The sequence below is a fragment of the Chloroflexus sp. MS-G genome (genome assembly GCF_000735195.1).
In the GTDB taxonomy this organism is placed as follows: Bacteria; Chloroflexota; Chloroflexia; order Chloroflexales; family Chloroflexaceae; genus Chloroflexus.
In genome coordinates this window covers 1-25559 of record NZ_JPIM01000016.1, presented here as the reverse complement: position 1 = coordinate 25559, position 25559 = coordinate 1, and the positions used below count along the sequence as shown (strand labels likewise).

25 protein-coding genes are annotated in these 25559 nt (G+C 50.4%); 4 read left to right on the top strand and 21 right to left on the bottom strand.

The annotated features are described in order from the left end of the window. Positions 1-7: 7 nt before the first annotated feature. The 20 genes from JE47_RS0104670 to JE47_RS20935 all read right to left on the bottom strand — a co-directional run bounded on the left by JE47_RS0104670 (position 8) and on the right by JE47_RS20935 (position 20007). A complete protein-coding gene (locus tag JE47_RS0104670; RefSeq protein ID WP_081909990.1) occupies positions 8-1483 on the bottom strand; it encodes an aldehyde dehydrogenase family protein in 1476 nt (491 codons plus the stop codon). Between the two features lie 72 nt (positions 1484-1555). Then, entirely contained in the window at positions 1556-2824 is a 1269-nt protein-coding gene (locus tag JE47_RS0104665; protein ID WP_031458631.1) for an acyl-CoA dehydrogenase family protein, read from the bottom strand. Between the two features lie 41 nt (positions 2825-2865). Next, positions 2866-4341 (bottom strand): dihydroorotase, encoded by a 1476-nt coding sequence (locus tag JE47_RS0104660; RefSeq protein WP_031458630.1) that lies wholly within the window; start codon positions 4339-4341, stop codon positions 2866-2868. Positions 4342-4392: 51 nt separating this feature from the next. Beyond that, the gene (locus JE47_RS0104655; protein ID WP_031458629.1) at positions 4393-5574 is read right to left on the bottom strand and encodes a CaiB/BaiF CoA transferase family protein; all 1182 of its coding nucleotides are present in this window, start codon (positions 5572-5574) and stop codon (positions 4393-4395) included. 78 nt (positions 5575-5652) lie between these two features. After that, a complete protein-coding gene (locus JE47_RS0104650; protein ID WP_081909989.1) occupies positions 5653-7065 on the bottom strand; it encodes a hydroxymethylglutaryl-CoA lyase in 1413 nt (470 codons plus the stop codon). Positions 7066-7107: 42 nt separating this feature from the next. Then, entirely contained in the window at positions 7108-8052 is a 945-nt protein-coding gene (locus JE47_RS0104645; protein WP_031458627.1) for a hypothetical protein, read from the bottom strand. A 33-nt stretch (positions 8053-8085) separates the two neighbouring features. Then, positions 8086-8805 (bottom strand): hypothetical protein, encoded by a 720-nt coding sequence (locus JE47_RS0104640; RefSeq protein ID WP_031458626.1) that lies wholly within the window; start codon positions 8803-8805, stop codon positions 8086-8088. A 34-nt stretch (positions 8806-8839) separates the two neighbouring features. Further along, positions 8840-9967, bottom strand: coding sequence for an aromatic ring-hydroxylating dioxygenase subunit alpha (locus JE47_RS0104635; RefSeq protein ID WP_031458625.1), 1128 nt, complete (start codon positions 9965-9967; stop codon positions 8840-8842). A 32-nt stretch (positions 9968-9999) separates the two neighbouring features. Continuing rightward, positions 10000-10929 carry an alpha/beta hydrolase family protein gene (locus tag JE47_RS0104630; protein ID WP_051871065.1) on the bottom strand — a complete coding sequence of 310 codons (930 nt, stop codon included), beginning with the start codon at positions 10927-10929 and terminating at the stop codon, positions 10000-10002. 62 nt (positions 10930-10991) lie between these two features. Next, the gene (locus tag JE47_RS0104625; protein WP_152555995.1) at positions 10992-11765 is read right to left on the bottom strand and encodes a hypothetical protein; all 774 of its coding nucleotides are present in this window, start codon (positions 11763-11765) and stop codon (positions 10992-10994) included. A 50-nt stretch (positions 11766-11815) separates the two neighbouring features. After that, the gene (locus JE47_RS0104620; protein ID WP_152555994.1) at positions 11816-12742 is read right to left on the bottom strand and encodes a hypothetical protein; all 927 of its coding nucleotides are present in this window, start codon (positions 12740-12742) and stop codon (positions 11816-11818) included. A gap of 12 nt (positions 12743-12754) precedes the next feature. Continuing rightward, positions 12755-13570 (bottom strand): DUF3891 family protein, encoded by an 816-nt coding sequence (locus tag JE47_RS0104615; protein WP_031458621.1) that lies wholly within the window; start codon positions 13568-13570, stop codon positions 12755-12757. A gap of 35 nt (positions 13571-13605) precedes the next feature. Beyond that, positions 13606-14067: a hypothetical protein gene (locus tag JE47_RS0104610; protein WP_031458620.1), complete on the bottom strand. Its 462-nt coding sequence runs from the start codon at positions 14065-14067 to the stop codon at positions 13606-13608. 41 nt (positions 14068-14108) lie between these two features. After that, the gene (locus JE47_RS0104605; protein WP_031458619.1) at positions 14109-14834 is read right to left on the bottom strand and encodes a GntR family transcriptional regulator; all 726 of its coding nucleotides are present in this window, start codon (positions 14832-14834) and stop codon (positions 14109-14111) included. Positions 14835-15209: 375 nt separating this feature from the next. Beyond that, complete coding sequence (locus JE47_RS20340; protein ID WP_035419000.1) at positions 15210-15716, bottom strand: PPC domain-containing DNA-binding protein; 507 nt, start codon at positions 15714-15716, stop codon at positions 15210-15212. A gap of 20 nt (positions 15717-15736) precedes the next feature. Then, the gene (locus tag JE47_RS0104595; RefSeq protein WP_160173274.1) at positions 15737-16498 is read right to left on the bottom strand and encodes an HpcH/HpaI aldolase family protein; all 762 of its coding nucleotides are present in this window, start codon (positions 16496-16498) and stop codon (positions 15737-15739) included. Between the two features lie 42 nt (positions 16499-16540). Next, positions 16541-17737, bottom strand: coding sequence for a CaiB/BaiF CoA transferase family protein (locus JE47_RS0104590; protein ID WP_031458616.1), 1197 nt, complete (start codon positions 17735-17737; stop codon positions 16541-16543). A 69-nt stretch (positions 17738-17806) separates the two neighbouring features. Beyond that, positions 17807-18517: a hypothetical protein gene (locus tag JE47_RS0104585; RefSeq protein WP_031458615.1), complete on the bottom strand. Its 711-nt coding sequence runs from the start codon at positions 18515-18517 to the stop codon at positions 17807-17809. Further along, the gene (locus JE47_RS0104580) at positions 18493-19185 is read right to left on the bottom strand and encodes a hypothetical protein (RefSeq protein WP_031458614.1); all 693 of its coding nucleotides are present in this window, start codon (positions 19183-19185) and stop codon (positions 18493-18495) included. Before JE47_RS0104580 ends, JE47_RS0104585 begins: the two co-directional genes overlap by 25 nt. Before the next feature lie 24 nt (positions 19186-19209). Beyond that, entirely contained in the window at positions 19210-20007 is a 798-nt protein-coding gene (locus JE47_RS20935) for an alpha/beta fold hydrolase (protein WP_051871064.1), read from the bottom strand. Positions 20008-20255: 248 nt separating this feature from the next. On the opposite strand from JE47_RS20935, the gene JE47_RS0104570 reads away from it, so the two are divergent. Then, positions 20256-20999, top strand: coding sequence for a maleate cis-trans isomerase family protein (locus tag JE47_RS0104570; RefSeq protein WP_031458612.1), 744 nt, complete (start codon positions 20256-20258; stop codon positions 20997-20999). A 285-nt stretch (positions 21000-21284) separates the two neighbouring features. On the opposite strand, the gene JE47_RS0104565 is transcribed toward JE47_RS0104570, so the two are convergent. Then, complete coding sequence (locus JE47_RS0104565; protein WP_031458611.1) at positions 21285-21503, bottom strand: hypothetical protein; 219 nt, start codon at positions 21501-21503, stop codon at positions 21285-21287. A gap of 215 nt (positions 21504-21718) precedes the next feature. Between JE47_RS0104565 and JE47_RS0104560 the strand changes: the two genes are divergently transcribed. The 3 genes from JE47_RS0104560 to JE47_RS0104550 are packed head-to-tail and all read left to right on the top strand — an operon-like array spanning position 21719 to position 25514. Continuing rightward, a complete protein-coding gene (locus JE47_RS0104560) occupies positions 21719-23257 on the top strand; it encodes a sulfatase (protein ID WP_031458610.1) in 1539 nt (512 codons plus the stop codon). Between the two features lie 5 nt (positions 23258-23262). Beyond that, on the top strand, positions 23263-24108 hold the full coding sequence (gene lgt / locus JE47_RS0104555; protein WP_031458609.1) for a prolipoprotein diacylglyceryl transferase: 846 nt from the start codon (positions 23263-23265) through the stop codon (positions 24106-24108). Then, positions 24105-25514 carry an alkaline phosphatase family protein gene (locus JE47_RS0104550; protein WP_031458608.1) on the top strand — a complete coding sequence of 470 codons (1410 nt, stop codon included), beginning with the start codon at positions 24105-24107 and terminating at the stop codon, positions 25512-25514. Before lgt ends, JE47_RS0104550 begins: the two co-directional genes overlap by 4 nt. Positions 25515-25559 lie beyond the last annotated feature (45 nt).

Here is a 25559-nt window from a genome sequence, read left to right as displayed (position 1 = left end):
TGCTTATCTAGCGTGCAGCGACGCCAACAACCGACTTACCGCAAAACACGTCGAACGTTTCAAATGTACCTTCTTCACCAAAACCACTCAAACCCCAGGCTGGACGTGGTGCGTCAACGTTGAGTTCGAGCAGGCTGACGCCGTTGATCTTCACCCCGCCTGTGCGTAGTCTACGGGCGATGTGGAAAGCGTGTTCTTCATCTGCTGAGAAGACATATCCGCCCAATCCGTATGGCGACTGATTGGCAAGTTCGATAGCCTCTTCATCTGTTCGGAAGGGATGTATTGCGGCAACGGGACCAAAGATTTCTTCTACAGTATCTTGCGGATTGGCATCCGTCAAGAGCGTAGGGGAAAGGTAGAAACCGTAGGTTGGAACAGAGGCAGTAACATGAATGCGTGCACCTTTGACTTCCAATTCGCGAATGGCAGCTTCTACACGGGTCTTGTGAACCGGATTTGCCAACGGTCCAAGTTGGGTTTCAGGATCGAGGGCATCCCCCACACGCAAGGCTCTCAACTTTTGTAAGGCTGTCTCCAGCACAGGTTCGTAAATTGTTTCGTGAATGAGCAACCGTCCAAGCGCACGACACCATTGACCATTGAGTGTGATCAGGCTGGAGACAATGCCATCTGCTGTTTTTTCAATATCTGCATCAGCTAAGACAATCATTGCATTATTGCCGCCGAGTTCTAGTTGAACAGACTTGAAATCGTGCGCACATGCCGCAGCTACAGCACGACCACCCTGGAGACCGCCGGTGAATGAAACGGCACGTGTGCGTGGGTCATTCACTAATCTTTGCCCAACTTCAGCGCCACCGTTCACAATCTGGAAAAGTCCTCTGGGCAAACCGGCAGCTTCAAGTCCTTCAACTAACAATAGGCAAGAATAGGGCGCCCACTCGCTCGGCTTAAGAATGACAGGACAACCGGCAGCTAATGCGTTGGCTACTTTGTGCGCAGCGAGTGCAGCAGGTGAGTTCCAGGGAACGATAGCTACTGCTACTCCGCGTGGCTTGCGCAAGATTTCGACATCACCACATGGCCCTGGAACTTTGCTAACCGTATATCCTTGACGAAGAACGCCCGCTGCTGCCTTGAATGCCAGCCAGACAATATTATTGACGAAATGAGTCGTACTGAGAATAACACCGGTCGTGTAGGACTCTATGGCAGCGATCACGGGCACAAGCGTCATAAGATGGTTGGCAGCATGTTCAAGTATTTCAGCACGCACTTCAGGTGGGATATTTGCCCACATACCGGTTTGATGCAGCCGAGATGCAGTTTGCAGCGCACGCTCTAATTGCTCTGGGCTGGTTGCTTTTTGGGAAGCAATTGGCTCACCTGTGCTTGGGTTATACACAAACGAACCCAATTCAACCGTTGGCGGAGTCCGTTCACCATCTATGTAGTCGAACAGGACCAGATGTTTTCTAATCTCCTCCAGAGAAGGAACCTTGATTTCCGAGGGTGTCATAGTGTCTCCTTTCCACATATCGCAGAAATCCGGCAGTATGCGTTGCTCGGCTATCATACCCATCAACCGGTGTCACTGCACGACAAATGTCCTCGTCTCTGCTCCTTCAACGATGCTCTTCGCTGCCTCAAGGCGTCCACGCTCAGCAGGAAATCCCATAACCAGACTCATAGCAACATCACGGAACATGCGGGCAATTAAACCACGATTAGCAGTACCACTAGTACCGGTCATTTTCAGAGCCATTTTGGTAACTTCAAAGGCGCATTCAGAAATCATTCCCTTTGCCAGACGCCAGTGCCGTATGACTTCAGTTTTTGACGCAATTGGCGGATCGCTGGTCTCCAACTCAACCTGGTGACGCAGCCACAACCGGGCCGTCTCCAGTTTAGCCGCCATGTTCCCAATTAATTCCTGATGGAATGAACTGGTGGCGATCGGCAGGCCGGTATCTTCGAACTTCATGTGCATCGTTTTTTCTAGAGCGTAGTCATAAGCAGCCTTTGCCGCCCCCAGATAGATCGCTGAAATAGCCGGTTGATTACCCATCAGCGATCCCCGGCTGGTCTCCATTAATCTGACAAACGCATTGGGAATAGTTAGAGCTTCTTCATCAGGCACAAAAACATTTTCTAGAATAATGCCATGAGAAGCAGTGGCGCGCATTCCCAACGCATCCCATGGTGGCCGTTCCCTTACGCCTAGTGCGTTACGAGGCACAAAGAACATGCACAGACCTGCTGCAGTATTGAAATCCTTACGCTTTGCCACCACTAAATACGCATCTGCTACCCCTGTATTGCAACCAAACGATTTAACGCCGTTAAGTACCCAACCACCTTCGACTTGTTCAGCTTCGGTGGAAATCAGCACGGCACTTTGCGAAGATTTGACTGTTTCGCTGGCGAAGTTGCCTAAGAACTGATTTTTGGTTCCCATACGGTGCAGCAAATTCTCAGCGAAGCGCCGAACGATTGGGACCTCTTCAGAGCTGAATTTGCCTTCTTTGATGGCTTCAAGCGCCAAAAGTCCACGTGAGGCTGTCGAGCAATGAAAAAAATAAGCCAGTGCCGTTGAAGGACAAGCGGTTCCCATCGCAAATGTTGCTGCCGCAAGGTCACGTAAACCGCCACCTAGTCCACCGAACTCAGCGGGGATGATCAAGCCGAGCAGCCCTGCATTAGCCAGAGTTTCACGGTGTGGCTCATAAAATCGTCCACTTGCATCTGCTTCTTCGGCATGAGCGCGTAATTCGGGTAGAATCGACTCTACGCGCTCAGCACGTGCTCGTTCAGCGGGTGTGAGATCATCAAATAGAAATTCGGCAGTCAGTTGAGTCATTGTCGCCTCCGTGCTCGAGCTAGAATAACAAGCTGCTGGTTTCAGGTGGTCGCTGGCAGTGTCGTTGGTCTGCGCAGGTATTGTCCGCGGGGAACTCCGACAGTGTTCCCATTCTCGAACACCTTTTGTCCGCGCAAAAAAGTAACCTTCACACGTCCGGTAAGTTCATGCCCCTCAAACGGCGTATAACCCTGCGCCGAGAAGGATTCAGCGGCACGAACGACAAACGTCTCGTTAGGATCAAACAGAACTATATCAGCATCGAACCCTTCAGCCAGATCGCCCTTTGACAGCAGGCCGTAACGCTGGGCAGGATTCCAGCAAACCAGTTCGGCCATGCGATTGAGGGATAAGCCGCGCTTCCTACCTTCGCTGTGCAATCCTGAAAGAAGATACTCCGTGCCACCAAACCCTGATTTTGCGACCCAAATGTCTTCGGGATGTTGGGCGTTATACTTGACCTCTGCCGAACAGCAGGCGTGATCGCTAACCACCCAGTCTACCTCTCCACTCAGCAGCTTCTCCCACAGGAACTCCACGTCCTCACGCGGGCGAATGGGAGGGTTAACTTTTGCCAGCACACCAGTGGGTGCGTCTACATCGAGCAGTAGATGACCAATCGTTACCTCGCGCTTGAAGTTGATGTGTGGGAACAGATCACGCATCATCAGAGCAGCTTCAAGTGCTTTGCGCGAACTTAGATGCAACAAATTAATGTTCATACAGCGTGTTTCGTAAGCCAGATACGCTGCAACGAATACTGCCAATCCCTCGCTATGGGGGGGACGAGCAGCATGATAGGCGTGCAAGCCCTTTAGCTTACCCTCTTTCTGGACGATGGTAGTATAGGCATCCAGAATATCGGCGATTTCGCAGTGCAGACTCAAACTTAGATAGGGTGCATATTCTGGATTCCCCTCTATCATCTCGCTTAACTTGCGCATGATGAACTCGAAATGTGCAAAATCGTATTTCTCATCCTCTTCTAGCATCAAAAAACTGCGCTGTTGGTCTGATTTGCCATGCAATCCATGCCCACCATAAAACATGAAAATTTTGAAGGAAGACACACCAAATTCTCGAAACAAGAATGGCATTTCGTCAATATGAATTCGGTTGATAGGAGCAAGATGGTAGGAGTAATCTACCCAATAGTTGCCTTCTGAACGCCTCAGCACTTCGGGGAAAAATTCGCGATACGGTCCACCCTTGTTAAGATAGTACTGGCCAGTCCGAATATACGTTATTGTGGTCGTCACTCCACCCATTGCAGCAGCTTTAGATTCTGTTACCGCATCTCTTTCTAGCGGCGAGTAAATTCCAACATGCATATGCGCATCAATCAGGCCGGGGAAAGCAAGTAACCCCTGGGCATCATGGATTTGGGCAGCGTGCTCCGCTGGGATTTCGGGAGCGATTCTGGCAATCTTCCCCTGATGAACGGCTATATCCGCTGTAGGTACGTCATTTCGGTTAGGGCGCACGATTCGAGCGTTTTTGATAAGCAGATCGTACATATTCTCCCTCCAAATAGTGCCAGTTTGTTTGATGCGTCAACTGAAAAAGGTTTATTCGGCAGCAATTACACCCGATGTTATCAATTGCTCGATTTCCTCCTGACGTAACCCTATATCGCTCAGGATAGCTCGTGTGTGCTCACCTAGCCTGGGAGGGTTGCATTTCAAACCTGCGCCTGTACTATTGAGAAGCAAGGGTAAACGAGGCAAGTATGTCTGTGTACCGTTAGGTAGAACAACCGGCAGCAAGCTGCAACCTTCAATGAGCTGTGGGTCAGTAAACAGATCCTCTGGTTTAGCTACTGGTGAGAACGGAATATCAGCTTGTTCGCAACGCCTGATCACTTCGGCTTTAGAATACTGCGCAATCATATCTTCTATCGCAGGTAACAACCAATCACGTTGAGCAATACGCTTGTTATTAGTGGACAATCGTTCATCTGCTAGCCAATCAGGTCGCTCAAATGCTTCGCAGAATCGGACCCATTGCTTGTCGCTCGTGACACCGATAAAAACCAGGTCACCTTCAACAGTAGTGAACGTGCGGTAAATTGCCCAGGCACTCACTCGCTCCGGCATAGGCGGTATGGGTTGCTGGCTCAGGGCAGCGTAAGCCATGTGATGCCCCATAATAAAGGCAGCCGTCTCAAACAAAGCGCTACTCACCATCTGTCCTTTACCGGTTCGATCACGTTCGCGCAATGCAGCTAAAATCCCTATAACGCCCATCATGCCAGATGCAATATCGATGATAGATGCTCCTGCACGAAGGGGCTGTCCACGCGGGCCGGTCATGTAAGCTAGACCACTCATCATCTGGACGACTTCATCTAGGGCCAGCCGATTTGCATACGGGCCTGGGAAGAACCCCTTGAGAGAGCAGTAAATGAGACGGGGGAACATAGCCGAAAGCGCTTCATAGCTTAATCCAAGTCGCTCCATTGTACCAGGAGCAAAGTTTTCGATGAGCACATCAGTGCGTTCAAGCAATTTGAAGATAATTTGGCGACCTGAATCGGTCTTAATATCAACAGCTATGCTCTTCTTGTTGCGGTTGAAGAAAGGATAGTAACCTGTGCCAAACCCTTTGAGATTACGGGTAGGATCCCCTGAAGGAGGTTCGACTCGAATCACTTCCGCACCTAGTTCAGCTAGGATAAGCCCACAAGCTGGACCGAGGACGGCATGGGTAAACTCAAGAATGCGAATAGAAGAAAGGGTTTGCAGCGTCATAAGATCCACGTTAATAGCAAATATTAAAGTCCGAATAATTCGGTGGATGGATGATGATTTTTTCAGCAATGGTTTGTTTCATAGACGCTTCTCAACCTGAGGCACGGGTTCGAGCAATTTGTGCATTTTGGCGGGGAGGTCTCTGCCCAAGAACACCTCCATACGGCGCGAGAGACCTGCGACAGCAGAAATGTCGACGCCGGTATGGATGCCCATTTCGTGCAACATGTGAGCGGTATCTTCAGTAGGGATATTCCCTTTGGCTGAGGGAATGAACGGACAGCCACCCAGACCGCCGAAAGAAGTATCAAACATTGTCACACCCGACTTAAGTGCGGAGAGCACGTTGGCAAGCCCCTGACCACGTGTATCATGTAGGTGCAAGACGAGCGGAATATCCCCTGCAAGCGGTAACACTTCCTGAACCATCCGGCGCACCGATTGCGGATTACCCAGCCCTGCCGAGTCGGCCAGTGAGAGTTCATCAATCCCCATTGCCAGAAAGCGACGCGCCATCGAAACCACTCTGGCAGGGTCAATCTTGCCTTCATACGGACAACCGAACGCTGCCTGAACACCTGCGCGTACACGCATCCCATGCTGATGGGCTATGTTGACCATCTCGGCAACTTCGGTCATGCCCTCCTCGATGGTAGTGTTGGCGTTTTTCCGAGCCAGGGCTTCACTGGCAGGTACTCCCATTTCCACTTGCCTGACACCCGCTGCAATTGCTCGTTCTAGACCCTTTTTGTTCAGGACGAGAGCGCTGAACGTCACATCTTTGCGATCTGGAAGACGGGCAAATACTTCTTCGGCATCGGCCATCTGCGGTACGATTTTGGGATGAACAAACGACGTAACCTGTATATGTTTCAACCCGGCATCGGCCAACCGTGTAGCAAACTCAACCTTCATCTCAGTTGGGATGAACTTCTCTTCACGCTGGATCCCATCACGCAAGCCAACTTCGATCAGGGTGGCCTGGAGGGGAACTGTAGGAACCTGTAGCGACTCACTACGCCGCCATAACCGCTTGTAGTACAGAAGTGGCATATCGCGATCTGAGACAAACAGGTCACGCACTTCACCGACGAAAATGGTATGATCTCCACCGTCATACATCGCCCAAACAGTACAGTCTACCCAGGCCAGGGAATCAGGAAGCAACGGACTACCCGTGACCGCAGTTTGGGTCTTTAATCCGGCAAAGCGGTCTTTGACCCCTAATCGCATACCGGCAAAGCGAATAGCAATTTCTAGCTGCTGAACCGAGAGCACGTTAACGGCAAAAATGCCACTTTCTGCAATCGCGTTGTGAGTGAACAACTTCTTATTCAGTGAAACCATTACCAAGGGTGGTTCCAGGCTGAGGCTGCTGAATGAGCTTGCTGTTATCCCTAAAGGCATCTGATTGTATCTGGTCGTCACGATCGTGACACCAGATGCAAATTGTGACATTGCGCGTTTGAAATCCTGAATGTCAACGTTCATTCGTATCTCCTCTTATACCAATTTGGCATATGGTTTTGACCATTATTTCTCACGCCAGGTCAATACACCAAAGGTAGTGTATTTCATTCGATCAGATTGATAAAACTGCCAGACAACACTTAGGGTGAAATTGTCGTCAATAAGAAATTCGCGGCCCTTAATTTTTAAGGCTTCGCCGTAGAAATGCTGGCTGGTATACAGTGCTCTCCCGTAACCGAAACTGTTACCGAACACATCAGGACCTTCAAAAAAGTGACGATTGAGATTGCGATAACGGTTGAATTTATATTTTTTCTCAAATACACCGCTTATCGAAACACTCATCTCAGACCGTAGCAAATCGAGAGGGCGATAATCAATATGAACCCAGTTCACACCGAGCGCTTGCTGGTCAGGGCCATAGACCATCATTTGGCCGCTCCATTCACCACTCTTCTTGGAAGGCAATATATGCGGTTTACGTCCGTTCACCCGTTCCATCTCACAAAAGGCATCGATACGTGCCCGAGTTTCGGCATTGGTGGGATAATCGTGAGCAACCTTGTATATACCGTTAAAGACAGCGCAAATCTTAGGCCCATCGTAAAGGAGTGACGAGTACACCTGCGTTTGCATATCAGGCAAAATGTGAACCATTGTGCGCAGGTCAGCCGTCCAAAGTGGGGAATAGTAGTGAGCATCTACCAGCATACCGTAAGGATGACCTGCGCCGATAAAGTCAGGCCCCAGATAGATGCGGTCTCGGTCTGAGTCGATGACGCCAAAGGCAAATGTATCTGAAACTTCGAAGCGTGCTGCTAACGGGCCGACAGCATCTTGCAGGCGCGTGTCCATAACATAAGTTGTTCTCCCAGTTTCTGGATCGAACACCGAGGCCCGAGAGACCTTGTTGTACCCAATGTGATTGCCCTCTGCATCGAAGATAGAAGGGAATCCATACCACTCGCCCTCAATAGTCTTTTGCCAGTTCGAAGGTTGACCAGACATGGCGCTCTCCTCTATAGAACCCTGGTTTTTACCCTATTCCTCCACACCCTGATTACACAAAATGCTGCGCATCCTCGCACCCATCTCGGCACCGACCAATCGTTCGACTTGTGCCCAAACCTTATCCACACTGGGGTTAAAGATGGCAGCACGGTTCAGACGATCACGCTCGGCCAGATCGCCAGCAGGTAAGGCTTCGACAGGCAGACCATGGTCTACCAGATAGAACCAGTGTTCCAGATACGCATTGACCGGTTCCTGAATGCGCTCAAACGCTGATTCGTTCGCTCGATAGGCTAACATCCAGGGCGACATCAGTGCGTACTGCTTAGGGGTGAGCTGAGCAGGGGTCAGTCCTTCGATTTGCCTGGACCGTTCAAAGATGGGGGTCAGTGCATCAAAGATAGCATTCATGTAAGCCAGATTGGCGCCTAAGTCGGCGCGTGGGATTAAGTCGAGGTGAAAGGCGAAATGTGGGCCTGCCAGAACCGAATCAAGAGTGAAATGTGGAATTGGACTTTCGGGTGCAGTGAAGGCAAAGATCATATGGGAGTCTAACCCGATAGGCGGCACGATCAGCCCGATGTAAACCATCTTGCGCACCTTCTCTCCGCGAAACAAACGAAGTGCACCGACCGGAACCGTGCTCATCGGCGAAGAAAGGCTGATATAGGGCGCGCCAATTTCTGTCATGTTGCAACGGGTTCGTATCTTCTCTAAGGTATTGAGCGAAAGTTGTTGGGGTAGTGACATTTTTTCTCTCCTTAACTACAGGATTGGATGTCCATCAATCACTACTTTTCCTGGGCTGTACTGTCGGCACTTCCTTCATGACCCAGGCACGGGCCAGTTCGGGAACTTCGCGGCGGGATGGAGATGGGATAACTACCGCACGTTGCCGGCCATATTCTTGCTTGATACGGCGAACATCGATCTGCCAGCCTTTATCGATATATTTCTGGCGCATACGGCGATAGGCAATTTGAATTACGTCGGATTTGACAGAAAGCTCGGCGCCAATATCGTAAGGCAACAATTCGGGACGTTGGGCCAGAACGACAGGGTAATCCTGATTGAAAATTTTCAACACACGCTTTAAAGCATCACCATCAGCCCAGTTCCCCTTGAAAAAGGTGCGCATTTGTGTCCACTTGGTAATGGTGGTATATTCGTCAACCGGTATATGACAGTTGAACAACACCATTAATCCCAGCGGCAGATTTACTTCCAATAAAGTGATACACGGCATCCAAAAACCGGTGCGCGTTTTCACATCAGGACGATCTTCCTTGTAAAGGAAATTCCACAATCCCTTCATGTTACGTTTGGGTGGTTTAAGCGTGACTGTTGCTTCTGCACCGTATGGGTGGAGAATAACTTCATAATCGGGAACTTCCGGCTCTTCGCGGTTGCCAAACGCGCCACCGTGTACGAAGGGAGCGTGTGCTATATCAAGACTATTCTCCAGGGCGCGCTCGTAATACACTGGCCACTCGAACTTCCCACGGATGACCTTAAAGCGCGGATCGTCGAAATGTGGTAATTCAGGCAGGGGTGGACGTTCTGCTTCTGGCAGATCACCCAAAAATGCCCAGATGTAACCGTATCGTTCAACCGTTGGGTACGCATCAACCCGCGCTTTCTTAGGGGGAACCAGGTCGGGATGGGCAGGAATTTTTGCACACGCACCATCTGCTTTATATTCCCACCCGTGGTATGGGCAGACAATACAATCACCGCTGATCCAACCGTCTGAAAGTGCACCACCACGATGCACACATAAATCGCTCAGCACGTGTGCTTTTCCATCCGAAGTGCGATAGATGACAAATTCCTGCTCTAAAGCGGTTACACGAACCGGCTTGTCTTTGACAACATGTGAGAATTCTAAAGGCCACCAGAAATTCATGAGCATGGAATTTCCTCCTTTCTTGGATCGGTTCGCTGTTACTTCCTCCGAACAACTATATGCTTTCCATTCAGAGGCTTTTTTTGAAGAAATGCCAGAATCAGTCTGGCAATTTGCCTGCGAATCTGCGCAGCCGGTCGAGACATCGGCATGTCCAGAAAAGAGCGACCTGTTGTATCGTCCAGCGGATGTGCAATAGAAAAGTGATTTGCGCCCTGGATTAGTACATCATATGCCTGACTTCCTGCGGACTCCTGATACGCTTCGTCAAACGTTTTCGCCACCGGATCGTCTGCTCTCTCCTCCATTCCGTATCGGATGCGGCTACCGGCAATGACTCCATCGCGATCGCCACGTAGGAGCAGGGTGGGCTTACTGGCAATCTTTAACACGGTGCCTGCCGCAAAGCCAAGCATCGTGGAAGCCATTGTGTGACCTGCATACGAAAAAACAGCCTTGACCTGATCAAAGAATTGTCCATTTTGGAGGGCTACTGTACCACCTGCAGAATGACCACCCAGAATGATATTGCTCAGATCTAATGCGCGATAGAGAGGGCTTTTCTCATCCTGGTTGAGTCTGGCCAGACAATCCAAAATCGGTTGAATGGCAGGGCAGGTAGGAGCACTGCCGTAGGTGTCGGGTCGCACTTTGGATAGATCAATACCGGGAGTAAGGCCAATAATACCGGGGAGGGTCTCTGCAACATATGTGTAAAGAACTGTTACTAAATTGGCATGTGCCAGTTTGAGTGCCAGCCAGTGATAGCTTTCGATGCCAATGTTAATGCCGTTGAAGAAGAGCACAATCGGCATAGGTGCATGAGACAGATCTGCCGGTATTATACCCGTCATGTACTCTGCTTGACTATCGGTACAACTAGCACGATAGTACACTTTCAGGTATAGCACGTTGAAAGGTTGACTGGCATTTGGTAAAGTGACGGCGTAGTACAGCGAACGAATCATGGCCTCTCCTGGTTATCCATAACCAACACGAGAGCAGTTTTTACCATCGACAAAGTGATGGTCTATGCAGCCAACATATAAACCCACACCTGATAAAGTTTTTCGTCCTGAACTATTTTCCAAAAACCCGCAATCTGCCCACTAACCTGGTCACTGACTTCTACAGCCGAAACGATTTGCCCTGGGTCGGCTACAGCCTCCCACTCAGTTAGCGCACCATAATGTTTTACATTACCTTGCATTCGACTCCGTGTGGCATCGATATCTTCATTAGTCACAGCGAAGTTTTCTAGCAATTCACCTGCTGGTGAGATCACTTGACAGAAGCCGCGAAAACATCGCGGCGAGGATACCGGCTCGATCACCGGAAATCCTTCAGAAACAGGACCGGCAACACCAAGTAACGTAGCGATCTGCTGATTGGCTAAAAAGAATTTTCCGCCCGTTACCTGCCGCCTGGAATTGAGCAGGATTGAGAAAGAGGTAAAATTACAGCCGAAACGCGGCCACATTCCACGTGCAGTAAGAACTCCCTCACACCACAAAAATCCACCGCCAATGACATCTGGCCCAAGGTAGTGACGTGCCCTGCCTACTGGTCTCAAATCGAACACAAATTCACCAACGCGCCTATTCATTATCGAGACAACTTCCTGGGCCTGGGGCGAAATCCCTTCTGCAATTTGCACAGGTTCACATATCTGAACAACCCGAATCACCCCTCCTTGAGGTTGCAACCGGCGGCGCTGACAAATGACACCCACGTATTCACCCGCTGGGGTGTATAAATATTCGCTCACAAGCCAGTCTCCGATAAAGGAAGGTGGTGTATTCATTGTTACTTCTACCGTCTGATGAATGACGCTTGATCACGTGTTAGGATTTGCTATTGCGTTGAAAGTTCATCTGTTTGCTCGAATTCCAGCACTCCAAACTGCGAGCCGATTCGCTGTCCGCCACGATACCAATGCTGAATGATCGCCTTTTGTTTCCCGTCCAGTGTTGTTACTTCACGCTGCCAGCAGCGCAGATGAGCTTCACGATAATAGAACTGACCGCTCAAAGCGCGACCACCACTGAGCGAATAGCTGCCGACAATCGCCGATTCCTCGGTTGCCCATGCCTGCCATTGATTCGTTACAAAACAGGCGCTGTGTGGGTAATCATTGAATGCACCGCCTGCTATCTGCATACATAGGATTTGCGGACTGCGCAATTCTAGCGCTTGAGAATATTCAAATTCACCTAATGATTGACCTGCCTGATCAAGGGCAGTGAGTATGCCGCGCCAGACACCTGAACGGTGCAAAAGGATCTCACCTCGGCCACAGGTAGGATCCTCGCTTAAGTCGTAGTGCGTTCCGCTGACCAGGGTAGGCTGCGGGTCAGGTATATTCTCTGGCACGCGATCGTTTTGCCCCACGACAACGTACATTAGATGCTCACCACGGGACATTTGAGCTAAAGAGAGTTGCAATTGGTCGCCAACGATCATCAAGAAAAATCGTTGGCTCAGCCCAAGAGCAGGCCAGTAGGCGTTGGCATCAACCAGATTCTCGCTGAGAACTTCCGCATAGCCGATATTCGCTGGTCCTTCGTACAAACGATACCTATCCCGCTGTTCAATGAAGTAATGACCACTATGCTTGAATGGCCCAATGAAGGAGACATTAATGCGTATCCGCCCATCGCCCATCAATTGCACATGGCGGTAGTCAGATCCATTACCGAGGAATCTACCGAACGAATCAAACACCTCAGCGTTGCCTACCCATCGCCCAAAACCCTGAAATTGCATAGTCGGCCTGGCCATAGTCATCAATAGTTAACCCTGCGTCAGCCTGTAAAACTGTTTTTGCTTAGGAGTGCTCTCAAAAAGAACCTTGAGATTGGTACCGGGCGGCTGTGGCGCAATGTAACGTCCTTCGACGAAGATCTCGAGAGTGGCTGTTGCAAATACCCACGGCGTGAGAACGTATGTCTCATCAGAACGCGGCGAAATGCTAATCGTATGGTCTCTTCCTTTACCGTCAGGAACATTCAGGAATCTGCCTTTGGTTCGCGACTCGGGATGGGTTGTCTGGAAGTAGAGAGCCAGCGTATCGAAGAACTGCAAAAGTTTGTAGTTATCGAGCAGAGCCTGGTCTTCAACCCAAGGCATTGACACAGGATCAGACCGCAGAATCTCCTTGAGGCGGTTCTGCCGTTCCAGTTCCCGAATCAGCATGGCATCGGCAGCAGGTTTGTACTCAGGAGGGATCTTGTCAATAAAGATGAAATCTGAAAGCCCATAACGCCCGTTGTATAGACCATACGTGTGCATTGAGGAGAGCAAGCCACAAAAAGGATGATATGCCTCATTGAAATCTGGTGAACCCTGGCTGGTTTGAATTAGGTAGGGCAAGGGCGTTTCGGTGAGATGATACGGCAAACCGGTGTCAGGTGATTGCTCACACCGAGAGTCAATCGCAGCCCAACCTTCGTCATGATGCTCGACAACATAGATCACCAGATCGCGAGGAACAGGAGATTTGAACTCCGAATTGCCAAACGCCCGAGCCAATTGACCACAAGTACGAGCATGGTCAACTTGCTCGATAACAAAGCGAGGAAGACCAGATGGTGCAGATTGAACAATCATAGTCGAGCTTCCACTCTCACGAATGAAGAGAACACCTATATACGCCAAGGTTGTTGGATTCTCACGAAATCCTGGATTTGAAAGACGTAAGTCTTTCCATTCTGCAACTTGTGGGTGATAATACGTCGGGTATTAGGGTCCAGGAAGTAGTGGTTATTGAAAACTAAAGTATTTGAGACTTTACTGTCAATGACGAAGACGTAGTTAAAAGGAGTCAGTTCTGTACCTTCCAAGCTAAGCTGGTCACTGACTGCCCAGCAGTATTTTCCTTCTACGAAGATATCGGTGTGAAAGACTGTCTTACCAACCTCATAGAGGTTTTCAAAATCCTCCATCAGATGCCATGACTTGCCAACCTCATTCCAATACACGTCCATGTGAACCGCAGCGGCTTCGATAAACTCTCCTCTCGGGCTGAAAGTCTTGCATAAACCTTCCCAGCGTCCCATAAAGCATTGATAGGGAATGGTTGAAGAGGGGTCGCCATAATTTTTCATACTCATATGCTCCTCACGCCTGAAAATGGTGTATCTCCTGTTTAAGTGCTAATTTGATACTTAAAGCGATCACCGCGATAGCGCGCTTGCAGAAATTCAATAGGTTCACCGCTAGGACTGAAGACCGTGCGTTGAATCATCAGTACTGGACTACCGTGCGGTATTTGAAGTAATTGCTCATCTAGCTCTGAAGCAGCCACTGCTTCTATGGTACGCAGGGCACGACTATTATGCATTTGTGGCAAATGGCTTATGTAATTGAGCGAACCTCCTTCGAGAAGTGCGTTTTCGTTAATTTCTGCGGCAAGCGCTTCAGGCAAGAACGCAATATGATGTCCAATAGGCTCATCGTCAGCCAGGCGTAGACGCCGGATACAAAAAACACGAGTGTCTGACGGCACATTAAGTTGGGTTGCTATTTCCCTGGAAGCTTCCGTAAAATACTTTTCAATAACCCGCCAACCAGGGCGAATGCCCATGGAGAGCATGAATTCGGTCAACGTATGTCGTGCTTGCGGACTGTGAGTCATTTTGGGCGGAGCCACGAATGTTCCTCGTCCACGTTCACGCAAAAGCAAGCCCTCATGAACCAGATCACTGAGCGCTTGTCGAACAGTAATGCGGCTCAGCCCAAACATTTTTTGTAGTTCCTGTTCAGAGGGTATCAAATCGTTCGGCTTCCATTCCCCACTCTCGATTTTCTCAAGTAGGATCTGTTTAAGCTGGTAGCGAAGCGGCAATAGCGAAGTACGGTCAATAGATGTCATAACGCTCTCCTGAAATGTTATAACATTATAACAATAATACATGAAATGAAAGTGCATGTCAAGGCCTTGCAGGCCCATGTAGGACGTTTCGAGGAGATAGGAATGAGCGATAGGGGTGAGTTCCCGACCTGCCCTAGGCAGTGCGTTGATACCGCGATCGATGGTTTCAGCCTCCCACCACAGGACGCAGGTCGGTGACCTTACGCTTCCAGGCAAAGATGTGCGTCGAGAACCATCGTAAGCGAGTGCATGACGTTCGTCAGTGCCTCGCCGGCTCTATAAATTCGACCGGATTTTTTTCAAGGTTCAATAGGATATTGCACTAAAAAATACCAATCCGAAGGTAATTACTCCGCGCTCCGTATATGGGGGAAACTATGACTCAACAGCCTCATGGTCTCCTGACGATGTTGGCAAATTGAAAGGGGATAATTTCCAGAGAGACAGACCTGTCGCTTCGTGCATAACACGCTGGACAGGTACGCCATCATAAGCAGCCAGGGTAAATTCGACGGCAAATGCAGTAGCACGAGCAGCATGACCACCGATCAGGGAAATACCGTTGGGTGCGGTTTCGTCACGAAATGATACAACAAGATGGATGTGGACATGTGGCTCGGAATCAAGCCATGAAATTGTTCCATGACCTGCCACAATTTCCATTGGACGGGCAAAAAAGAGAGGTGGTTTGCGAATTTTGCGGACAAAGTCGTATTCGACGAACTCTACTTCCGTCAATCCACCGAGCAAATCCAGCGTCGCTGCAAAGATTTGTTCTTGTTGCGCAATCCTCGCAAAGGCGGTATGCAAGGACTCGCCTTCCGTTAACGTTCCCATGAATACCCGTATCGCTCGTGTATTGATGTGGGTAAGAGAAATCATGCCGGGAGTCTTCCTTATTTTTACTTTCCAAGAAAATCTTTCGCCCCGTTCAACACCAGAGTTTGGGCAACTCCTAAAATCATGGTAGCACCGCGAGCGATCTGTTTTTCCACTTCAGCTTTTGTCGTAGCAATGATTCCTACAGCGATACCGACTTGTTTACAGATAGCAATGGCCTCGTCTATCTTCTCTTGAACTTCAGGATGATTCGGTCCATCGCTAAAACCCATCTTGAGCGCGAGATCGCGTGGCCCGATCACAACAGCATCTACCCATGGTTGGGAAATCATCACTTCTAGGTTTTGGAGTAAATCAGGGTCTTCGAACTGCAAGATGACCATTGTCTGCTCATTGGAAAATTCAACGTATTGAGACGCTTTTCCGCTGTAGGCCATATATCCAGAAGCCCTTGATACACCAATGCCCCGCTTTCCAACAGGTGGGTACTTTACGGCTTCGATCAGCATTTCTACTTCAGTCTCACTTCGTAGATCTGGCATCATGACACCTACCATACCGGCATCAAGATATTGCAAAACCAACTTTGGGTCTTTGGAACCAATTCGCACCAAGGGGGTCATGCCGGTTAGCTCGCAAACACGAATAACACTGACAGACCGCTCGGGATGCAACAAGCCATGTTCAGCATCAAGGATGTAATAGTCAAAACCTGCCAGGCCAAACAGCTCTGCCAGTTGCGGATCATCGGAAGAAGAGATGATGCCGACAGCCACCTGACCTGATCTCAACTTTAGTTTGAGGCGGTTTTGCTGAATGAACATTACCATCTCCGAAATGATTTTACCTGTGGGTAATTGTTCGATTTAAATAACACATTTCGCTCGAAGAAATTCGAGTTCTTCATCACTTTTACCAAGTAAAATTTGATAAATCTCTTTATTGTGCTGACCAAGTAAAGGTGGTGGTGTGTAACAATCCTCGTAGGTATCTGAAAGCTTAATGGGGTTACCAGGCATCTTAGTAGAGCCACCGAGGGGATGATCTACTTCAATGACCATGTTACGTGCAATAACCTGTGGCTCTGATAGTGCCTGGGCGAGATTATTAACCGGTGCACAGGGAATACGTTTGCTCCGCAACAGCTCAAGCCAATATTTTTGGGTATTGGTGGAAAATATCTCATTTAGTCGCCGGTTAATAAGATCTCTATTCTTCCAGCGCCCTGGTTGCGCTTTGTTTTCTTCGGTATCGATATCCGGAGCATCCACAACTTCCATGAGGGCATCCCAAAAGGTATCGGTAATCACTGCAATAATGATATATCCATCAGAGCAGCGAAATGTATCGTAAGGTACGTGGACAAAATGGGCATTGCCGAGCTTATCGGGGATTTCGCCGGAGAGAAAATACATAGTAGCCATATAGTTTAGTAAACTTATCTGGGCATCGAGCATAGAAATGTCAACATGCTGTCCGCGACCGGTCACGTGACGAGCTTGCAAAGCGGCCAGTACGCCGATCACTGCCATCAATCCGCCACCTAGATCGCCGATGGGAATTCCGGATCGCGTAGGCGGGCCATCCGGTTGACCGGTGATGCTCATGCCACCTCCCATCGCTTGAGCAACTATATCGAAGGCTGGCAGATGTCGGTCAGGACCTGTTTCGCCGAAACCGGTAATTGAACAGGTAATAATTCTTGGGTTGATTTGTGATAGGTGAGCGTAGTCTATCTTCAACCGTTCAGGGACGCCTGCGCTGAAATTATTGAGGACAATATCAGATAATTCGACCAATTCATAAAAAATTCGTAGCCCTTCCTCGCTTTTTAAGTTCAAGGTGATACTTTTCTTGTTCCGGTTGAGCGTCATAAAATAAGCTCCGAAACCGTTCAAGCTATTCTTGGGGTCTTTCTCCAGTAAACGACGGGTTCCTTCACCTGTCACAGGCGGTTCAACCTTAATCGTTTCTGCACCGAGATCGGCAAGCATCATTCCAGCGTATGGGCCACTAAGCATGTGGGTTAGGTCGAGAACGCGAATTCCATGCAAGGCTTTCATAACCTTCCTTCTAGAAAACTCTCGAGTGCGAAAAAGCTGGCCTACGGCCTGGCTTTTGGTACGCTGATGTCATATCGAAACAGCTTGAGCGGTACGCACGGGGTCTGTACCGAAATTGTTACGCACATACTGATACATTTTGGACGTAGCAAACCAAAACACCAGCCAGGAAATAGCATTGATAGATTGCTCAAACCATTGTAAGGCTATAGTCTGCTCCATACGAGCCATGCCATTGAGAACAAAAACGCCAATTAAGTTAAGGATAAGCAGCCAACCTGCCAGTGGCAAGTTTTGGCGAAAGGCAAAGATGATAAGCAAGACTCCTGTCACAGTGGTTGCCAGCACCATGACGCTCAGCAGGAGACGCTCCCAGGCAGGAGAAGATGGGTACGCTATGTAAAGAGCGATGGATCCCGCAAAGGTCAGGGCAATCAGAGTGGCGGGAGGAAGCCAAGCATGGAACGTCTTCTGCTGACGTACCATGCGAGAGGTCTGCCAGACGCTCCAGGCAATAAGTGTGTAGCCTGGCGCCATCAGAACAAACAGTGCGTCATCAAGCAAAGTCAGGTTAACCTGACTTTGCGAGAGCGCCATAACGAGCTTCCAGCTTGCTTTCGACAGCCCTCCTGCCACTGTTAAAAGGACACCTACTGCTGCTACCCGTCCCTGGTGTGGATTGATATGCGCTACCATCCGTACAACGAAGTACAGTCCGATAGCAGCAAACAGAACCGGCAAAAAGTCCACAAGCGCTAAGGAGAGAGTGTAGGTTTCCATCCTAGCCCCCTATCGTTGTTCGTCAGACCAAAAAATCTCCGCGCCGTCAGTACACTAGCCAGGCAAAGCATAACTTCGCCTAGATTGCCGATATAAAATGTGTCGCCCATACCCAGTCCGGCAGCGATGAACATCAGCAATGCTCCGACTGCCAGCCACCACCAACCAGACTTGCGCCACAGAACAACTCCCCACAATATAAGTAGGAGTATTGTCAACAAAGCCGGAATAGGAGACCCTCTTAACCCACCTTCGTTTGTATAACGTAACGTGTCCATTACAACACGCGGCTGCAGATCGAGTGCTAGAACATCTTCATAGACCCCCAATCCTATGAGCAAGGTAGTGAGAACGCAGATAAGAACGTGACTCATTCTTCTCTGTGTCCAACCTACTCCGGCCCGACGCAGAATACCAAAGCCAAAAATGATCAAAAAAGGCGTGGCGATGCCGTGCACCAGGTATCGGCTGGCGTTGAGCGTCTTCAGGAGCGCACCTTCTCCGATGAAGCGACCCAAGAAAATGATCAGCGTATCATAAGCCAATCCGGCAAGGACGATGATCAACAACAGGACATACGACGTTCGTCCGTGACGATAGATCTGTAGCGCCTGCCATGTAAAATAGGCAAAGGTCAATACGATGACGAAGTAAAGCAAAGTTAGCATTTTGTTCTCTCCTTTGTGGTGCGCTCAATCCGCAGCTCCTACCAGAAAAGTGCGAAGTATTTGCGCAACTTCTAAGGCATTTTGATCACAAAGATAGGGACCGGCGCCTGGAATAATACGAATTTGCCCATTTTTCAGGAGCGAATAGGCAGGTTCTGCTGAATCTCGAAGTGTATCGTATTCACCGCTTATTATCATGGTAGGTTGCTGCAGAGCAGATAATTGTTGTTCGACCGGTTGCTCAAAAACCGCCTGATAGGCTCGTTGAGCTACTCTGCGCGCCATCTGGGTGAGCAATACCTCACGGTGCACAATCTCAAGTGGCAGTGAAGGATCACGTTGGCGAATGCGATGCCAAACGGTCGTCAGGTGTGTTCCATCTTCAACAAGTTCTATCGGTTTCAGGCTTGCTCTTAGTCGATCCTTTTGGGCTTCACTGAGTAGCGGCGGGCCAGAAAGTACTACCTTCCGGACAAATTCAGGCTGGGTATAAGCCATCTGGACAGCAATTGCCGCCCCTGTATGATGACCGAATATGTAGCAAGAGGGAACATCCAGTGCTTCTAGCGCTGCATGAAGTGAGGAGGAAAGAAATTCAATAGAGAACCCATCAGGGGGAAGAAACGAATTTCCAAATCCGGGCGTATCAGGAGCAATGGTGTGGAAGTCATCGGCGAGCAAACTCATCAGACGTTCAAACATTTGTCCTGAGCTGGCTGTTTGATGCAACAGTACCAGCACAGGTTGATCAACCTGCCTGAGTTGTCGGTAGTGAATTTGCCCATATGGTGTATCTGCGTAGCCATTACGAATAGTTGACATTTTTACACTCGAAACATTATAATGTTATAACATTATATAGCGTAATGTGAAGACAGATAGCGAACGAACACGACAACCTCTCACCAGCAAATGGCCCGTTGACCTGACTGATGTTACGCCGTGAGTAGAGTGAATATGGCTTTGAGACCGATCTATATGTTATAATGTTATAACATTTGAACGGCCTTGTCAAGACATAGTCCACGTCTGGTTCGCGGCAATCGTATGTGCAGAAAGGAGATTCTACGATGCCAGACCAACTCGGTTATCGCAAAAAGTTTGGCGTGATCATCCCCAGTACGAATACGATCGTAGAGCCTGATTTTTACCGTATGACGGTGCCAGGTGTAACAGCGCATATTTCGCGCATTCACATTCGTAATCAGGACTTGAGCAGTGATGAAGCGTTTGTAAATCTGCTGAAGCAAATTCGCATGGAAATCAAGTATGCTATAGAGCGAGTGCTAACCGCCGAACCGGATTACATGGTAATGGGCATGAGCGCCGAAACCTTCTGGGATGGCGTGGAGGGGAATCGCAGATTTACCAAAATGATTTCCGATTGGGCTGGCGGCCTGCCCGTGGCCACCGGCGCCGAAGCCTGTGAGCGTGCACTTAAGGTGTTCGGTGCAAAGAAGATTGGCGTCGTAACCCCGTATCAACCAATCGGCGACAACAACGTCGTGCGATTCTTCAATGACCTGGGCTTTGAAGTGACAGCTATTAAGGGGCTTCGCTGTCTAACAGCGGTCTCTATCGCTCATGTAACCCAGGATGAATTGCGCCGTGCGCTTATAGAGGTCAATAAAGATGCTGATGCACTAGTCCAGGTCGGCACAAACTTGAGCATGGTCAGTCTTGCCGACGAGGCCGAGCGCTGGCTAGGTAAACCGGTTATTGCGATCAATGCGGCAACATGGTGGATGGCCCTACGTGATAACGGAATTATGGATAAGGTGTACGGATGCGGAACGTTGCTGCGGGAATACTAATACCAATGCTGTCAAGCAGAACCAGGTATCATCGCGAGAGCGTTATATCCCACAATATTCCGCGATGGTCGGGGCACGGCATTGCCGTGCCTCTACAGGCGGTATCGGGGATCGATCAGCGCACACCTTCTAAGACCACGCTCAGGTGTCACGCACTTGCGTGCGGCGCGCCAGCACAGGATCGATCAGCGCACACCTTCTAAGACCACGCTCAGGCACGGCATTCTACAAACGGTTCGGCAATCGTCGGCGCACGGCTGTAGTTGTAGGGGCAAGGCGCTGTCTTTACCCTTGCCCCAGCAACACCCGATAGATAACACGGATCAGCGTGATGCCCAGGTTAACGAAACTCTCAATCCTCTTACGTTCATTGCACATTGCCAGCGCATAAACGCCGAATGCCTGTCCCAACTGCACCAGCAGCGGTGAACAGTTCTCAAGACGGATAGCGGTTAGATTATGTTCGTCGTTCGGGCTGACCGATTTTTCGTATCTCGAGCGCAAAACCGGCGATCTCGTTGGTGCGATTGGCAATCACTTCGTTGATGCCTATGTTACGGCTAGCGCATACAATGTGCTCTGGTATGCACTGCGTTTCGAGTAGATGTGTCGCCTGCACAAAACGCCCATGTATTACGCTGCACGTTCTTCCGGTATGCGGGCACTAAACATGGTATAATAATGGTGTCTCGACCGGTTTTCCCTGAGGAGGATCATTTGTGAGCCGGCGCCTCAATATTGTGCTGCTTGTGCTGGACACCCAACGTTACGACAGACTTTCGTGCTACGGCTATCCTCGACCGACCTCACCCTACCTCGATGAACTTGCGGCTGACGCGACACTCTTCCGTCGTGTCTATGCCACTGCACAGTGGACGATCCCATCACACGCTTCGATGTTTACCGGTCTCTATCCTTCGGAGCATGCAACTAACCAATCGGCGGCGGTGCTCCCTTCTAGCATTCCGACACTGGCAGAACGGCTGCGGGAAGGCGGGTACATGACGGCGGCGTTCTGTAACAACCCGCTGGTGGGCGTCGTTAACAACGGGTTGCGGCGCGGTTTTGAGAGTTTTTTGAATTACAGCGGCCTGCTGACCTCGCGTCCGAATCAGGCAGGCGCACATCCAGGACTGATCGGGCGCTATCGGCAGTGGTTTAAGGGGCGTTTAGCAATGCTCCTTGACCGCATTCAGAACTCATTTGCGCATTCTGAACTGCTGCTGGAATTTGCGTTTACGCCACTGATGGTGCCAATCTGGCAGACGGCGCTTAGTTTTAAGGGTAACACACCCAAATCGCTCAACGATGCTGCACGTCTGCTGATCGAACGGCGCGGCGTTGAGCCGAATCAGCCTATTTTTGCCTTTATCAACCTGATGGGTGTTCACACACCGTACCATCCGGATCGGCGGATGCTCGAACGGTTTGCGCCAGAGGTGATCCGTGATCGGGAAGCGGCGCGCTATGTGCGTCGGTTCAACGGCGATGTGTTCGGCTGGTTTGCCCCGTTCTCTGGGATAGATGAGCGGTATCATCACGTGCTTAGTGATGTGTATGATGCCGAGGTTGCCACACAGGATGCCCATCTTGGCGTGTTCCTACGCCGCATGCGCGAGAGCGGCGCCCTTGACCGTACCCTGCTGCTAATATGTGCCGATCACGGCGAACACCTGGGTGAAAAAGGTCTTGTCGGGCACATGATGTCGGTCTACAACGAACTGATCCACGTTCCACTGATAGTGCGTGATCCGGTGGGTGACTTTCCACGTGGTGCAGTAGTTGATCACCCGCTATCGCTGCGACGAGTCTTCCACACCCTGCTAAGTGCCGCTGGGATTGCCGGCGGCATCGAGCGTGATCTTTCACTGGCGCAATCGCCTGCTGCTGATCCTGATAGTGGCATAGTCTTCAGCGAGGCAGAACCGCCGCAAAACGTTTTGGGAATTATGCTACGACGACGGCCTGATCTTGTGCATGTGCGCCGCTTCGATCAACCACGTCGTGCAGTGATTAGCGGTTCGCACAAATTGATTCAGATCGGCGAAGACCAGGTTGAGCTGTATGATGTCGATGCTGATCCCCGCGAAACAGTTGATTTGGCAGCAATCTTGCCAGAAAGAGTCGAAGAACTGCAGGCGAGCCTCAGTGCTTTTCTGCGTCGCACCAGTACTACGGCACCGCTCATCCAACGCACTGAGGAAGTGGATGATCCGATTGTGCAGCGACGTTTGAGAGAGCTGGGGTATCTTGAATAACGACCATGTATCCTCCTGTTGATCCAGTTATCGTTCAACTTGGTCCACTGACGCTGCGCTGGTATGGCGTGCTGATCATGGCTGGCGTTATACTGGCAGCATGGGTTGGTGCCCGCCATATTGAGCGACGTGGGCTGGATCGCGACTCAGTGTGGGATCTGTTGCTTTGGGTATTGATTCCAGGATTGATCGGCGCACGCCTCTACTATGTGTTCATTCAGTCACCGCGTGGGCCAGAGGGGTTGGGACGCTTTCTAAGCAATCCGGCGAGCATTCTGGCGGTATGGGAAGGGGGGTTGCACATTTTCGGTGGGTTCATCTTTGGTGCGCTCGGATTGTGGGCGTTTGCACATCTACGGAAGGCGCCACTTCTCGTGTATGCCGACGCGACTGCACTCGGTCTACCCCTGGGCCAAGCAGTTGGACGATGGGCAAACTTTATCAACCAGGAGCTTTATGGGCCGCCGACGACCTTGCCGTGGGGGTTGCGTATCGACGCCGAACATCGTATCGGTCCGTACCGCGACCTGGTTGCATTCCCAGAAACGACCCGCTTCCATCCGCTGTTTCTGTACGAATCGATCTGGAACCTGATTGGCTTCGTGGTCATTTTTTCCATCTGGCATCGCTATGGCGACCGGCTGCGCGATGGAGACATCCTGTTCATGTATCTGTTGTGGTATCCACTGGGACGCTTCTTTATCGAGTTTCTCCGTACTGACTCCTGGTTTTTTCCCGGAACGCCATTCAATGTTGTGCATATTCTTTCGCTCATTGCAGTTGTTGTCGCATCCGTGTTGCTCTACCGCCGATACCGATATTCAACAGGAAGTGCTAAAGCCGAATCATGAGCTCTTCTCCCCGTCTCATCATTCTCGGCCTCGACTCCGCCGAGCCATCGCTTGTGTTCGATCGCTGGCGTACTGATTTGCCCACCCTTAACCGTCTGATGGCGGAGGGGGTCTACGGTGAACTGGAAAGTTGCATCCCGGCGATTACCGTTCCTGCCTGGAGTTGCATGATGAGCGGGCGCGATCCGGGTGAACTTGGCGTTTACGGGTTTCGCAACCGCATTGATCGATCCTATGGCCGTATGGTTGTCGCCGATAGCCGTGCTATTCGGTTTCCACGTTTGTGGAATATTCTCGGTGAGGCAGGATGGCGTGTGGCGGTGATCGGCGTTCCCGGAACCTATCCACCGTCTGTTGTGAATGGTGCGCTAATCTCTTGCTTTCTTGCACCGTCGACGGCTGTGAACTATACCTTTCCTCCGACACTCGCGGAGCGCATTGACTCCTGGATTGCGAAAGTGACACCGGGACGCTCATACCTACTTGATGTTCCTGATTTCCGCTCCGATGATAAAGAGCGCATTGTGCGTGACATCTATACGATGTGTGATCAGCGCTTCGCGGTTGCCGCAGCACTAATTGAGGAAGAGCATCCTGATTTCCTCATGCTGGTTGATATGGGGATTGATCGGATTCATCATGCGTTCTGGAAACATATGGATCCACAGCATCCATTGTTTGTTCCCGATTCGCCCTTTGCCGAGACGATTTACGCATACTATCGCTACGTAGATGCGCAGATTGCCACTTTGCTATCATGCTGCGACCGTCAGACAGCAGTACTAGTGGTATCCGACCACGGTGCGCGTCCGTTGATGGGTGGCGTGCGGATCAATCAATGGTTGATCGCGCAGGGTGAGTTGATATTACGCACAATGCCTGACGAGCCGACCAGCCTTGATCAGGCAGACGTTGACTGGTCGCGTACCCGCGCCTGGGGTGCAGGTGGTTACTACGGACGCATCTTTCTCAATGTGCGCGGACGTGAGCCGCAGGGCGTCATTCCGACAGCAGAGTATGAACATGTGCGCGCTGACCTTGCGGCGCGCCTGGAAACGATGCCTGGTCCAGATGGTCATCCACTCGGAAACAGGGTCTTTGTGCCCCAGCGCCTCTATCGCACTGTACGCGGTGTTGCTCCCGATTTGATCGTCTACTTCAGCGATCTTGCCCGGCGGGCAGTGGGAACGGTAGGCGGCGATGGGATATTCACGCTAGAGAACGATACCGGCCCCGATGATGCCAACCACGCCCAACGCGGGCTATTCATCTGGCACGACCCACAGCGCCCCGGCGGTGGACGACGATTCGATAATGTGCAGATTTACGATATACTGCCTACCCTGTTAAGACGGTTCAACATATCGATCCCTGAGGGACTGCGCGGGACGGCGCTGGAATTGTGATGAGTTTATGCTGTTGATACCGTCTCACAAGGCAGTCATATTTAT